The organism is Acidovorax sp. HMWF029 (assembly GCF_003060895.1).
In the GTDB taxonomy this organism is placed as follows: domain Bacteria; phylum Pseudomonadota; class Gammaproteobacteria; order Burkholderiales; family Burkholderiaceae_C; genus Acidovorax.
The window spans coordinates 1-13,312 of sequence record NZ_QAIH01000083.1; the positions used below are offsets into that span (position 1 = coordinate 1).

The 13,312-nt window shown below is 67.1% G+C and carries 8 protein-coding genes; 2 read left to right on the top strand and 6 right to left on the bottom strand.

All coding sequences use genetic code 11. The features are described 5' to 3' along the window. Nucleotides 1-1,044, top strand: a 1,044-nt coding sequence (locus tag DBR12_RS04995; RefSeq protein ID WP_108616242.1) for a murein transglycosylase A, incomplete at its 5' end; no start/stop codon positions are given. 70 nt (nt 1,045-1,114) lie between these two features. Here DBR12_RS04995 and DBR12_RS05000 read toward each other — a convergent pair. The 6 genes from DBR12_RS05000 to DBR12_RS05025 form a co-directional block, all read right to left on the bottom strand. Continuing rightward, entirely contained in the window at nt 1,115-1,555 is a 441-nt protein-coding gene (locus DBR12_RS05000) for a hypothetical protein (protein ID WP_108616243.1), read from the bottom strand. Between the two features lie 4 nt (nt 1,556-1,559). Next, complete coding sequence (locus DBR12_RS05005; protein WP_108616244.1) at nt 1,560-1,805, bottom strand: hypothetical protein; 246 nt, start codon at nt 1,803-1,805, stop codon at nt 1,560-1,562. Between the two features lie 158 nt (nt 1,806-1,963). Then, nucleotides 1,964-3,721, bottom strand: a complete 1,758-nt coding sequence (locus DBR12_RS05010) for an MFS transporter (protein ID WP_108616245.1) — start codon at nt 3,719-3,721, stop codon at nt 1,964-1,966. Nucleotides 3,722-3,818: 97 nt separating this feature from the next. Continuing rightward, on the bottom strand, nt 3,819-5,297 hold the full coding sequence (locus DBR12_RS05015; protein ID WP_108616246.1) for a DUF3999 domain-containing protein: 1,479 nt from the start codon (nt 5,295-5,297) through the stop codon (nt 3,819-3,821). Continuing rightward, entirely contained in the window at nt 5,294-8,281 is a 2,988-nt protein-coding gene (locus tag DBR12_RS05020) for a DUF2339 domain-containing protein (RefSeq protein ID WP_108616247.1), read from the bottom strand. Before DBR12_RS05020 ends, DBR12_RS05015 begins: the two co-directional genes overlap by 4 nt. Nucleotides 8,282-8,853: 572 nt before the next feature. After that, nucleotides 8,854-9,339 (bottom strand): Lrp/AsnC family transcriptional regulator, encoded by a 486-nt coding sequence (locus DBR12_RS05025; RefSeq protein WP_108616248.1) that lies wholly within the window; start codon nt 9,337-9,339, stop codon nt 8,854-8,856. A gap of 168 nt (nt 9,340-9,507) precedes the next feature. On the opposite strand from DBR12_RS05025, the gene DBR12_RS05030 reads away from it, so the two are divergent. Continuing rightward, nucleotides 9,508-13,083 carry an indolepyruvate ferredoxin oxidoreductase family protein gene (locus tag DBR12_RS05030; protein WP_108616249.1) on the top strand — a complete coding sequence of 1,192 codons (3,576 nt, stop codon included), beginning with the start codon at nt 9,508-9,510 and terminating at the stop codon, nt 13,081-13,083. The last annotated feature ends 229 nt before the right edge of the window (nt 13,084-13,312 follow it).

The window sequence follows — 13,312 nt, forward strand, 5'->3', positions numbered from 1 at the left end:
CCGCCACCCAGCACCGTGGTGCTGCCGGGCGACACCGGCCCGCTGCCACCGCCGCTGGCACAGCCCAAAAGCCGCTGGATCCCGGTGCGCTGGGCCGAGCTGCCGGGCTTTGGCGAAGACGCCTTGCACGAGGCCTGGAACGCCTGGATCAAAAGCTGCGAGCGGCCCGCTCCCCCCTTCACCGCGCTGTGCGGTGACGTGCGCCAACTGAGCATTGCCACCGCCGACGAGCAGCGCGCGTGGCTGGTGGCCCGCCTGCAGCCCTACCGCGTCGAGGCCACCGACGGCAATGCCGAAGGCCTGCTCACCGCCTACTACGAACCGATGATGGACGCCGCGCGCCAGCCCGGCAACGGCTTCACCGTGCCCGTCTACCGCCTGCCCGCCGGTTTTGGCGCGCGCAAGCCCTGGTACACACGCCAGCAGATCGAGACCCTGCCCGAAGCCCAGGCCGCGCTCGCAGGCCGCGCCATCGCCTGGCTGCGCGACCCGGTCGAATCCATGGTGCTGCACATCCAGGGCTCGGGCCGGCTGCGCATCACCGAGGCAGACGGCAGCACCACCACCGTGCGGGTGGCCTATGCAGGCACCAACGACCAGCCCTACCAGAGCATTGGCCGCTGGCTGCTCGACCAGGGCTACACCCGCGACGCCACCTGGCCCGGCATCCGCGCCTGGCTGGCAGCCAACCCCCAGCGCACCAACGAGCTGATGTGGACCAACCCGCGCTACGTGTTCTTCAAGGAAGAACCCCTGGTGGGCATGGACGCCAGCTTTGGCCCCAAAGGTGCGCAGGGGGTGCCGCTCACCCCTGGCCGCTCCATCGCGGTGGACCGCCAGAGCATTCCCTATGGCACGCCGGTGTGGCTGGCCTCCAGCGGCCCGCAGGTGCAACTCAGCCGCATGGTGCTGGCGCAGGACACGGGCAGCGCCATCCTGGGCGCGGTCCGCGCCGACTACTTCACCGGCTGGGGCCCTGAGGCGGGCGACATTGCCGGGCGCCTCAAGCAGAACCTGCGCCTGTGGGCTCTGTGGCCGAAATAGGGTTCAAAATGCTGCTCTGCGCGCGTCCATCATGCGCAAAAAGCTATCAAAACAAGAGCAAATCACCTTCTTACGGGCAGGCCACCCGGGCCGCCTCGGTCTCCACGCGGGGGGCTGCAGCAGCCGCCGCAAACGCCATGGGAGGGGGGACGGTCATGGTGCGCAGCCGGTCGCCGTCGATGCGGTATTCATATTCACGCGTCGAGCCCACCATCTCTGTGCGAAAGCTGCTGCTGGCCATGGTGGCCGCATACACCTGGGGCCGCACGACCTGGTATCGGTAGGTGGTGGTGGACACGCCGCTGGTGGTCTTACAGACGGAGTCGAACTGGTCGTCCCTGAACTGCAGCGTGCAGCGGCCCGAGCTGTCCTCGGCCTTCTCGCCATCCGGCGTGTGCAGCACGATCTTGGTGGCACGCCAGCAGCCGAGCAGGGCGGGGTCGGCGGCATGGGCACCAGTTGCAAGCAGGAAGAGAGAAAGCAGCAGGTGGGAGCGTGCGAGGCATTTCATAGATTCACCTCACCGCACCAAAAGTGAGAACCAAAACCGTCAAGACGGCAAATGCGGCCCATGAAGTGACGACATATCTCGCCCCCGTCTGACCGCGCTTGGCCAGCGACCATATCTGTGTGATGTCGTACGGGATACCGCGCACGGCGCAATAAATGGCAGGGCCAAGAAGTCCGTTCCCCAGAACAGCCAGATAAACGAGGGGGAGCAGCGGATGCACTTGGTAGAGCACCTGAAAGATGTGAGTCATGGAGCGTGATTTTCAATCGAGTCACACGGGTCTGGCGGGTTGAACCAGAAGAGCGGAATAGCGAAGGCCAAAACACTTCCAATTTGATTGCATCCAGCACCTATTTTGCGGGCGCCAGCGGCTACAAACGCATCAAAAAACGCAGAAACAAAAACCCACTACTCCACCGACCACCGCGTCACCCTCGGCGGCGCATCGCCAACATGGAAGGCCAGCTTGCGGTCGCGCAGCGCCACGTCCGAGGCGGTCACGCGGTCAAAGCGGCGCAGGTGCTCCGTCCAAGACTCGTCCTCGATGCGCTCCACATAGCGCGCAGGCTGGCTGATGTCGTGCAGCAGCTGCCAGCCCAGGGCGCCCTGGCGCAGGCGGCTGCGGCGGCTTTCCTGCATCACGGCGCGAAATTCGGCAGCGCGGGCCGGGTCGATGAAGTATTCGATGGTGACCACCAGGTGCCCCGATCCGGGCGGCGTGTCGGCCACGGGCGCCTTGAAGGCGCGCGAAGGGCTCAGGTCTTCTTCCATGCTGCGGTCGGCCACCAGGCGCTGCACCAGCAGCATGGCCACCACGCCGGTGGCGGCGGCAATGCCCAGGCTCACATGCACGTCGGTGAGCGTGGCCACCTGGCCCCACACGGCGGCGCCCAGCGCGGTGGCGCCCATGATGGACATCTGGTAGATGGACATGCCGCGCGCGCGCACCCAGTTGGGCAGCGCGAGCTGGGCAGACACCGACAGCGAGTTGGCCGTGGTGATCCACGCCATGCCAGCCACAAACATCGCGGGCACGGCCACGTACACATTGGGCGCCACGGCCATCACGCCCGTGGCGGCGGCCTGCAGCGCCGTGCCGCGTATCACCAGCACATCGCGCGCCATGGCCTGGCGCAGGCGCGGCAAGAACATGGCCGCCGTGATGGCGCCCGCGCCCATGCTGGCCAGCAGCAGCGTGAAGGTGCCCGCGCCGCCGCCTTGCAGCCCCTTGGCCAGCAGCGGCAGCAAGGCCAGCAACGCCGTGGCGTGCAAAAAGAAGATGGAAATACGCCACAACACTGCCCGCATGCGCGGCGACTGGCGCACAAACTGCAGGCCTACGCGCATGGCACTGGTCAGCTTTTCGCGGCCCAGCGGGCTGGGCGTGTGCACCCGCTTCCAGCGCATGATGGTGAAGCCAGAGATGATGGAAAGCACCGCGTTGAGCACAAACACCCAGGCGCTGCCCGCGCTGGCGATGATGGCGCCCGCCAGCAGCGGGCCGATGATGCGCGAGGCGTTCATGGCCACGCCGTTCAGGGCCAGCGCGGCGGGCAGTTGCGGGCGGCTGACCAGCTCGGGCACGATGGCCGCAAACACCGGCCAGCGCATGGCCAGGCCAATGCCGTTGGCAAAGGTGAGCGCCAGCAGCAGCGGCGCCGTCATGCCTCCGGCCAGGATGGCCACACACAACACCAGCGCCACGGCCGCCACCCAGAACTGCGTGGCGATGAAGTAACGCCGCCGGTCCAGGATGTCGGCCAGCGCGCCGCTGGGCAGGCCCAGCAGGAACACGGGCAGGGTGGAAGCGGTCTGCACCAGCGCCACCAGCACGGGCGAGGTGGTGAGCGTGGTCATGAGCCAGGCGGCCGCCACGTCGTTCATCCACATGCAGGTGTTGGCCGCCACCCAGGTGAGCCAGAGCATGCGGAACACGGGCACCGACAAGGGCGCAAACGGTGAGAGCGACGCAGCCTGGTTCAGCGCCGCGCTGTCCCCCAATTGGGCGGCGACGGACTCTTCGGTGCCACGCGCCAGCGCCGCACGCGCGGCACGATCTGCAGCCGCGTCGCTTTGCGGCGGGGCGCCCGGGCTCAGGTCCGGCGCATCAGGGGAGGGCGGGGGCGCAACGCTGCGCGTGCTTTCGTGGGACGGCAATGGCGGCATGTCTGCGCATTGTGCGGCGGTTGGCGTGGCCGTGGTGGCTCAGCGCCAAATAGCCCACTGCGGGCCTGCGCCAAACATCGCGCCTTTTCAGGTCTCGTCACGCCGCATCGGTCGGCGCAGCCGGGGCATGGTGACCCGCTTGTTTGTTTTGCCGCAGCAACAGCCAGGCCATGAGTCCGAGTGCCGCCACGCCCGCCAGCAGCACGCCCCACAACACGGCGCTGCGCGTGGAGATGCCGCCGCTGGCCGCCGCAGCGGGCACCAGCGCGCCGTCTGCGGGCTTGCCGCCGGTGATGTCGGCCCGGGCTACATCGGCCAGCGCCACGGGCAGCTGGTTCTCCAGAGCGGGCTGGTAGCCCGGCACCAGGCTGGCCAGGGGCAGGAAGGCACTTGCCGCCGCGCTGGCGCCGGACAGCCCCGCCGCCAGCGTGAAGGGCCCTTGCCCGCTGGCCAGGAACACCAGCTGCGCAGGCTCGAACTGCAGCGCCAAAGCGGGCGCGGCAGCAAAACCGGGGGTCTTGGGGTCGGCTTCGATCTTGATCTCGCGCACCGAGACGCCGCCCAGCTCGACGGGGCCGCTGGCCTGCTCCTTGCCTCCCATGGTCATCTTGTAGACCACCGCGCTCGCCAGCGGCGACCAGGGCTGCTCGCGGTGGTTGCGGCCCAGCACGCGCACAGGGACCAGCACATTGCTGCCGGGCGGGGTGATGGCGAGCGCGGCAACCGGCGTGGCAAACGGCAGCGCGAACACCAGCTCACGCGGGTTGTTGCCCAGTGGCGGCACTGCCATGCTGGCGCTGACGCGCTCGCGCAGGCCCGTTTTGGACGAGGTAGCCAGCATGGCGCCACGCAGGGTGACTGCAGCGTCGCCCCAGGTCACGCGCAGGTAGTGGCCCTTCAGGTCGGCGCGCTGCAGGTCGATCTGCTCGTTGCCCAGGCGGCCCGGTGCAGTAGGCGCCGCTGCGGCGTCGGCGCGGTAGAGCACGGTCTCGGCCAACGGCTGCCATTGCTTCAGGTCTTTACTGGCGTGCACCTGGAACGTCACGGGTTGGCCCGCTGGCAGGTCCACGTCCAGGGCCATGCGGGCCACGGGCAGCTGCACATTGCGCGCGTCGAGCAGCGTGCCCCGCACGGTTTGCGTGGCTGCAGGACCTGCTGTGCCGGCCGTATCAATCTGCACCAAGCGCTGGCCCTGGCGCTCCTCGATGCGCAGCGACAGGCCTTCCAGCCCTGCCGCCCCCGCGCTGGCAGCACCCAGGATGGGATACGCGGGCAGGGTCACCGATTCCTCGGGCGCGCTGGCCGCGGCCACACCGGCCAGTGCCATGGGAACGGGCAGGCCCGCGCCGTTGAAGAGGCGCACATCGGCATAGCCCGGGCTTTGCAGGCGCACCAGCACCTCGGCGGGCAGCATCACGCGCTGCAGCGGCGCATCAGCCGCGAGCGCCACGGGAATGCGGATGGCGTAGGCCGCAGGGCTGTTGGCATCCGCCGCAGCCTGGGCCACACCGGCGCACAGGGACAGGGCGGCAGCGGCCAGCACCAGGGGCAGATTCGGGGCGACAGGCTTTTTCATGGCAGTGCTTCTGGTTGCGATGGCGCCCGCGGTGGCGCGGCAGGCTCCGCAGGGGCAGCCGCCTTGGGTTGGGACTTCGGAGGTAGAGGTGCGAAGTAGCCCACCACCAGCATGAGCACACCCACGGCGATGAAGGCAATGATGCGTTCGGCGCCACCCGCGTTGGACAGATCGATCACCAGCAGCTTGACCACCACCACGCCCAGCAGGCCCGCGCCCACCAGCCACAGCGGCCGCTGCGCGCGGCGGTGTGCCAGCACCATCAGGCTCAGCGCCAGCAGCGTCCACAGGATGGCGTAGCCGGTCTGCACCACAAAGCTGCCAAACAGCGCCGAGGCGTCCCAGCGCACGCCAAAGAAGTGGTGGGCCACGCGCAGCCACACGGTGTTGATCACGATGAACGCGAGCAGCGCCAAGGCCACCAGCGCATGGCGCCCGGTGACCCCGCCCGAGCGGGCCGGGGGCGGCAGCGCTGCGAGCAGCACGCGCCGCCAAAACACCAGGCCGCCCAGCGCGAGCGCAAGCGTGAGGTCGGTGGGGTTGAGCAGTGGGATGTAAGGCAGCGGCGCGGTGTGGCCGGACGAATGCACGGCGGCCAGCAGCGCGCCCCCGAATACCAGCACCGCAAGGGGCAGGGCCGCCAGCCAGTAGTAAGCCTCGGCATGGGGGTTCAGCGGCCAGGGCAGCGCCGCGCGTGCCGCAGGCTGGTTGCCACGGCCCGCCCAGAGCGCGAGCAGCATCAGCACCGCAATCGCGCTGACCAGCAGGACCACACCGGCCCACGAGGTGCGCCACAGCTCGGCCTTGCCGATGCCGGACCAGAGGCAGTCGGCCAGCAGCAAGGTCACCAGCCAGGCCGTGGCGGCGTGGAACCAGCCGAAGCGCGACGCGCTTTGGGCGGACTTGCCTTCAGTGCCCACCGCCTGCAAGCGATCGGTCTGCCACAGCATCCACCCATGCAGCGCCAGCACGATGGGCCACACGGCCCAGGCGGGCGTAGTCAACACGCGGTGGCCATCCACCACCTGCGCCACCCACCCCAGCGCCAGCACGCCGATGGTGGCGCGCGCGGGCCAGGTGGCCACGGCCCAGCGCGTGCGCAGGCCCAGCAACATCGACAGCGCGGCGCTCAGCACCACGGCCAGCATGCCCAGCAGTTCGGCAACGCGGCCCGAGAACACCGGCACGGGCCACTGGCCCTGCTCCAGGCCGGGCACGCGCCGCGTGATCTCCAGCCACCAAGCCAAACACCAGAAGACAAAGCCGTAGAGGTAGGCCGGGTTGGGCAGCAGCACCTCCACCCTGGCATAGCCCTGGGCCCAGGCCGAACCGCTGTGTGGCAGCGGCTGGCGCAGCCACCAGGCCAGCAGCAGCGCGGGCAGCGCAATCAGCAGGGCGCCAATGAAGGCCGGGTTGGCCAGCGGCAGTGACGAGACCTGCAGGCCGCCACCGTCCACACCGGACATGAAAACCAGCATGGCCACGCCCTGCAGCACCAGGCCAAAGGCGCGTGGCATCCAGCGCGCCTGGCGCATGCCGACCCAGAAGGCGCCCGCGCCTTCGAGCGCCCAGACCGCCGAAGTCCACTGCGCATCCAGCGCCAGCGGCACGGCCAGCGTGGCAAAACCCACGCCGATGGCGATGAAACATTCGGTGAGCAGGCGCCAGCTGGCTTGCGCGCGGCGCACCAGCACGGTCGCCGTCAGCAGGTAGACCGCCGCAAAGGCCAGCGCCGAAAAGGCCGCACCCAGCTCAAACGGCTGCACCAGCCCGGCCTGCAGGCCAAAACCCACCAGCGGCGTGCCGAAGACCAGCATGCTGTCCACCGTCTTGCCCAACTTCGTCGGCGTGTTGCGCGCATACAGAATGGCGGTGAACAGGTAGATCAGCACAAAGCCCGCGAGGAAGGGCTGCGTGCTGGCGTAGTGATCGGGTACATATTTGAGCGCCCCCCAGGCCGTAGCCACGCCAAAGGTGGCGACAAAACCCACCGCGTTCAGCACGCGCCAGGAGCGCTTGTGGGCGATGAAGAGAATGGCCAGGTTGAGCAGCGTGTAGTAGCTGAACAGGCCCACGTGGCTGCCCTGGCCGGTGGACAGCAGGATGGGTGCCGCAAAGCCCCCGGCGAACGCCGCCACCGCCAGCGCGCGCGAATCCTGCAGCAGCGCCAGCGCACAGCTTGCCGCGCAGACCGCGATCATCAGCCCGAAGGCCCAGAGCGGCGGCAACAGCCCATAGAGCCGGAAGGCCGCAAACACGGTGAGGTACATCACCGCCACGCCGCCGCCTTGCAGGGCCAGCGCAAAGCCGGGCTTGTCAGCACGCTTGCGGAAACCCACGACCAACAGCGCGATGCCCACCGCTGCTACGGCGGCCAGGCGGAACTCGACCGGCAACAGCCCGGCCGATGCCGCGTAGCGCGCAAGGAAGGACAGGCCGATGAACAGGATCACCAGACCTACCCGCACGATGGTGTTGCCGCCCAAAAGCCAGTTCTTTGCCGCGAGCACGGCCAGCTCGACGGCGTTGGGCTGCGCAGGCTGGGCTGTCTTGCGGGGCTCAGAGGGCGCGGCAGGCGCGTCCGTGCGGGCGGCCACCGGGGCCGAGGCCGGAGCCAACGCTGGGATACGCGGCAGGCCTTGGGGCGTGAGTTCGCCAGTCCAGAACGCGTCGTCCGCGTCCCGGGGGTTGTCGCTGGCTGCGGGCGGTGGCGGGGACGCATGTGGCGCAGGCCCCTGCGCCACGGGCGATGCTGCCGGTACCCGGTCTTCGGCAACGCGCGCCACCGGGGTCGCCGGAGCAGGTTTGGCGGCGGCCTTCGCAGCATGCGCCTGAAGCTCGGCGCGGATGGCTGAGCGGAACGCCCAGCGCAGCGACAGCCCGGCAAAAAAACCCAGGATGCCGCCGACAAACGGCCCGAAGTCGCCGTAGCCGCCGAACCACGACCCCAGCACAGCGCCCCAAAAAATGCCCCAGATGATCATGCCGCCCTCACCCTCTTTTTTGGGCTCCGGTCGGCAGGCCCTGGGGCTGTGCACGAAAGGAGCCGTCGTATTGGTAGACCCACCGGCAACCGCTCGCGCCGCCGCCCAGGAGCCTGTCGGACTTGGAAATCGTCGGCTGCAAATTGACCGCAGCGGTCCATTTTTGGCTTCGCCGCTCTTCGAGAACACCGTCTTTTTGCCCCATAGCCAGGCTATGGGGCTGCAAATCCGGCAAAAACTGTCCTCGCTGGGGCCAATTTTCGCTTTCGACGCTCCAAGTCCGACAGGCTCCTAGCAAACCGACACCCCGGTCAGAGACACGAGGTGCAAGGCCTTGCAGGCGGGTGACGGAGAGGGTGCGCGCGGCAGCTTGGCAGCCCCGCTGTGGTTCCGAATGCTTATACCGCACGCCCTGCGCAGGAGCCACGCCCTAACGCCTTGTTACCTTGCAACGTGCCCCTCGCCCCAGGAGCCGAGGCTTGTGCCGCCCGGATTTGAGGCAAAAACAGACCTCTCCGCGCTTCCATCAAGCCTTTATAGCTATTATTTTAATAGCAATTGATTACTAGCAATCATCCTTTGACCCGCGCAAGATGCGTGAGCGGCAGCGCTCCGCTGGCCTTGACCTCGCCCAGCGAAAAGCTGGTGTGCATGTCTTTCACATTGGGCAGGTTCAGCAGCACATCGCGCGCAAACTGCGAAAAGCTGTCCAGGTCGCGCGCCACCACCTGCAGCTCGAAGGTGCCGGTGCCGCTGATGTAGTGGCAGGACACGACCTCGGGGATCTGGCGGATGGCCTCTTCCATCTTGCGCGTGAGGTTGCCGGTGCTGCGGTCGGCATCGAGCCGCACAAAGGCCAGCACGCCCAGGCCAATCCTGTGCCGGTCGATCTCGGCGCGGTAGCCCTTGATAAAGCCCTGCTCCTCCAGCGCCCGTACGCGCCGCCAGCAGGGCGCGGCCGACAGGCCCACGCGCTGGGCCAGCTCGGCGTTCGTCAGGCGGGCGTCAGCCTGAAGCTCACCCAGGATGGCGATGTCAAATTTATCTAAATTATCCATTGAATGCCGATTTTAAGAAAGATTCTTTCAGAAACAAGGGTAAACCTAGCATGAAAACGAAAGGACATATCCCGACAGAGTGCATAAACTGCTCTGCAAACCATTGAATATGCGACGACCGCTGCCCACAAGGCGGTGGCTGCGCGCCATCCCCACAGGAATTTGCCCATGAATGCCCCCCTCCCCGAATCCGTCCGCAAGGCGCTGGAAACCGTCACGCTCGACGACAAGTATTCCCTGGACCACGGCCGGGCCTTCATGAGCGGGGTGCAAGCCCTCGTCCGCCTTCCCATGCTGCAGCGCCAGCGCGATGCCGTGGCGGGCCTGAACACGGCGGGCTTCATCAGCGGCTACCGGGGCTCCCCGCTAGGCACCTATGACCAGGCGCTGTGGGCGGCCAAGAAGCACCTGGCGGCCAACAACATCGTCTTTCAGCCCGGTGTGAACGAAGAGCTGGGCGCCACCGCCGTGTGGGGCACGCAGCAGCTCGATCTGTACCCGCAAAGCAAGAAGTTCGACGGCGTCTTCGGCATCTGGTACGGCAAGGGCCCGGGCGTGGACCGCTGCTCGGACGTGTTCAAGCACGCCAACATGGCGGGGACGGCCAAACACGGCGGCGTGATCGCCATCGCGGGCGACGACCACATCAGCAAGAGCAGCACGGCCGCGCACCAGAGCGACCACATCTTCAAGGCCTGCGGTACGCCGGTGTTCTTCCCCAGCAGCGTGCAGGAGATTCTGGACATGGGCCTGCACGCCTTTGCCATGAGCCGCTTTTCGGGCGTGTGGTCGGGCATGAAGACCATCCAGGAGGTGGTGGAGTCTTCGAGCAGCATCAACATCGACCCGGACCGCGTGAAGATCGTGATGCCCGAGGACTTCGTGATGCCCCCGGGCGGCCTGCACATCCGTTGGCCCGATGCGCCGCTGGAGCAGGAAGCGCGCCTCATGGACTACAAGTGGTACGCGGCCCTGGCGTACATCCGCGCCAACAAGCTCAACTACAACGTCATCGAAGGCAAGAACGACCGCTTCGGCATCATTGCCAGCGGCAAGGCCTACAACGACACCCGCCAGGCGCTGGTGGACCTGGGCCTGGACGATGACACCTGCCGCCAGCTGGGCATCCGCGTGCACAAGGTCAACGTGGTGTGGCCGCTCGAAGCCACCATCACCCGCGACTTTGCGCAGGGCCTGCAAGAGATCCTGGTGGTGGAAGAAAAGCGCCAGGTCATCGAGTACCAGCTGAAAGAGGAGCTGTACAACTGGCGCGCCGATGTGCGGCCCAACGTGCTGGGCAAGTTCGACGAGCCCGAGGGCGATGCCACGGGCGGCGAATGGTCCATGCCCAACCCCAGCCAGAACTGGCTGCTGCGCGCCAAGGCCGACCTCACGCCCGCCATCATCGCCAAGGCGATTGCCAAGCGCCTTAAAAAGCTGGGCGTGCCTGGCGACATCATCGCCCGCATGGATGCACGCATCACCGTCATCGAGGCCAGCGAGCGCGGCATGGCCGAGCTGAAGGTGGACACCGGCGAGCGCGCCCCGTGGTTCTGCAGCGGCTGCCCACACAACACCAGCACCCGCGTGCCCGAGGGCTCGCGCGCTGTGGCTGGCATCGGCTGCCACTACATGGCCAACTGGATGCCAGACCGCAAGACATCCACCTTCACGCAGATGGGCGGCGAGGGCGTGACCTGGGTGGGGCAGGCGCCGTTCACGACCGACCAGCATGTGTTTGCCAACCTGGGCGACGGCACGTACTTCCACAGCGGGCTGCTGGCCATCCGCCAGAGCATTGCAGCGGGCACCAGCATCACCTACAAGGTGCTCTACAACGACGCCGTGGCCATGACCGGTGGCCAGACCGTGGGCGAGCGGCCCGAGGGCCACTCGGTGCTGCAGATCATGAACAGCCTCAAGTCCGAAGGTGTGGTCAAGCTCATCATCGTGACCGACGAGCCCCAGAAGTACGACGGTGTGCCGCTGGCCGAGGGCGTGACGGTGCACCACCGCGACGAGCTCGACACGCTGCAGCGCCAGTTCCGCGAGATCAAAGGTTGCACGGTCATCATCTACGACCAGACCTGCGCGACGGAAAAGCGCCGCCGCCGCAAGCGCGGCACCCTGGCCACGCCCGACAAGACCGTGGTCATCAACGAGCTGGTGTGCGAGGGCTGCGGCGACTGCTCGACCAAGTCCAACTGCCTCTCCGTGGAGCCGGTGGAGACGGAATTCGGCCGCAAGCGCCGCATCAACCAGAGCACCTGCAACAAGGACTACTCCTGCGTGAATGGCTTCTGCCCGAGCTTCGTCACGGTGGAGGGCGGCAAGCTCAAGAAGCCCAAGAAGGAAAAGAAGGGCGATCTGTCTGCTCTGCCCTCCATCCCTGAACCCGTGCTGCCAGTGGCCGAAGCGGCCTGGGGCATCGTTGTCGGCGGCGTGGGCGGCACGGGCGTGATCACCATCGGCTCGCTGCTGGGCATGGCGGCGCACCTGGATGGCAAGGGCGTGATCACGCAGGACGCAGGCGGTCTGGCCCAGAAGGGCGGCGCCACCTGGAGCCACATCCAGATCGCCAACCGGCCCGAGGCCATCTACACCACCAAGGTCGATACCGCCAAGGCCGACCTGGTGATTGGCTGCGACTCCATCGTGGCGGCCCACAAGTACACGCTGACGGTGATGCAGCCGGGCCGCACCTTTGTGGCGCTGAACACCCACAGCACGCCCACGGCGGCGTTTGTGACCAACCCGGACTGGCAGTTCCCCGGCGCCAATTGCGACAGCGCGATTGCCGCCGCCGTGGGCGCGGGCGGTGTGGGCAGCTTTGACGCCGAGCAAGTGGCCACGCAGCTGCTGGGCGACAGCATCTACACCAACCCGCTGATGCTGGGCTACGCGTGGCAAAAGGGCCGCGTGCCGCTCACGCTGGCGTCGCTGATGCGCGCCATGGAACTCAACGGCGTGCAGGTGGACAACAACAAGGCCGCGTTCGAATGGGGCCGCCGCTGCGCGCATGATCTGGCGTCGGTGCAGGCACTGTTCCAGGCCGCGCAGGTGATCCAGTTTGTGAAGAAGCCCTCGCTGACCGAAATGGTCGCCAAGCGCGTGGAGTTCCTGACCGGATACCAGAACGCCGCCTATGCCGCTGAGTACCAAGCCTTTGTCGAGAAGGTGAAGGCGGCAGAAGCCAAGCTGGGCACCAGCACGAAGTTGTCCGAGGCCGTGGCCCGCTACCTGTTCAAGCTCATGGCCTACAAGGACGAGTACGAAGTGGCGCGCCTGCACACCGACAAGGCCTTCACGGACAAGATCGCAAACATGTTCGAAGGCGACTACAAGCTGGTGCACCACCTCGCGCCACCGATGACGGCCAAGAAGAACGACAAGGGCGAACTCGTCAAGCAGCCGTTCGGCCCCTGGATGCGCAGCGCCTTCGGCCTGCTTGCCAAGATGAAAGGCCTGCGCGGCACGGCGCTGGACATCTTCGGCAAGACCGAGGAGCGCCGCATGGAGCGCGCGCTCATCGTGGAATACCGCGCCTCTATCGACGAACTTCTGGCCCGCCTGAATGCCGACAACCTGGCGCTGGCAGTGGAGATCGCCCGCATCCCCGAAGAGATCCGTGGCTATGGCCATGTAAAGGAGCGCCACCTGGCCGCCGCCCGCCCCAAGTGGGACGGTCTGATGGCCCAGTGGCGCAACGGCAAGGCGGCGCCCGGCCAGCGCCAGGCGGCTTGAAGTTCTGCAAACCAGCAACACCTTGTTGGAGAAGCCCGCATTTTGCGGGCTTTTTCACTATCAAAAAGATAGCACGCCAAGTCCACTGGATAGGCGGGAAGGCCGATTTTTGATGGTTTTTTGACTCTCTGCCTGCGACACCTGTGTGCCTGTACAAACACCCGCCGCAGGCCTGGGTCTTACCCCTTGGGGCGCGGGCAGGGCGCCGCATACAATGTCCTGTTCCGCC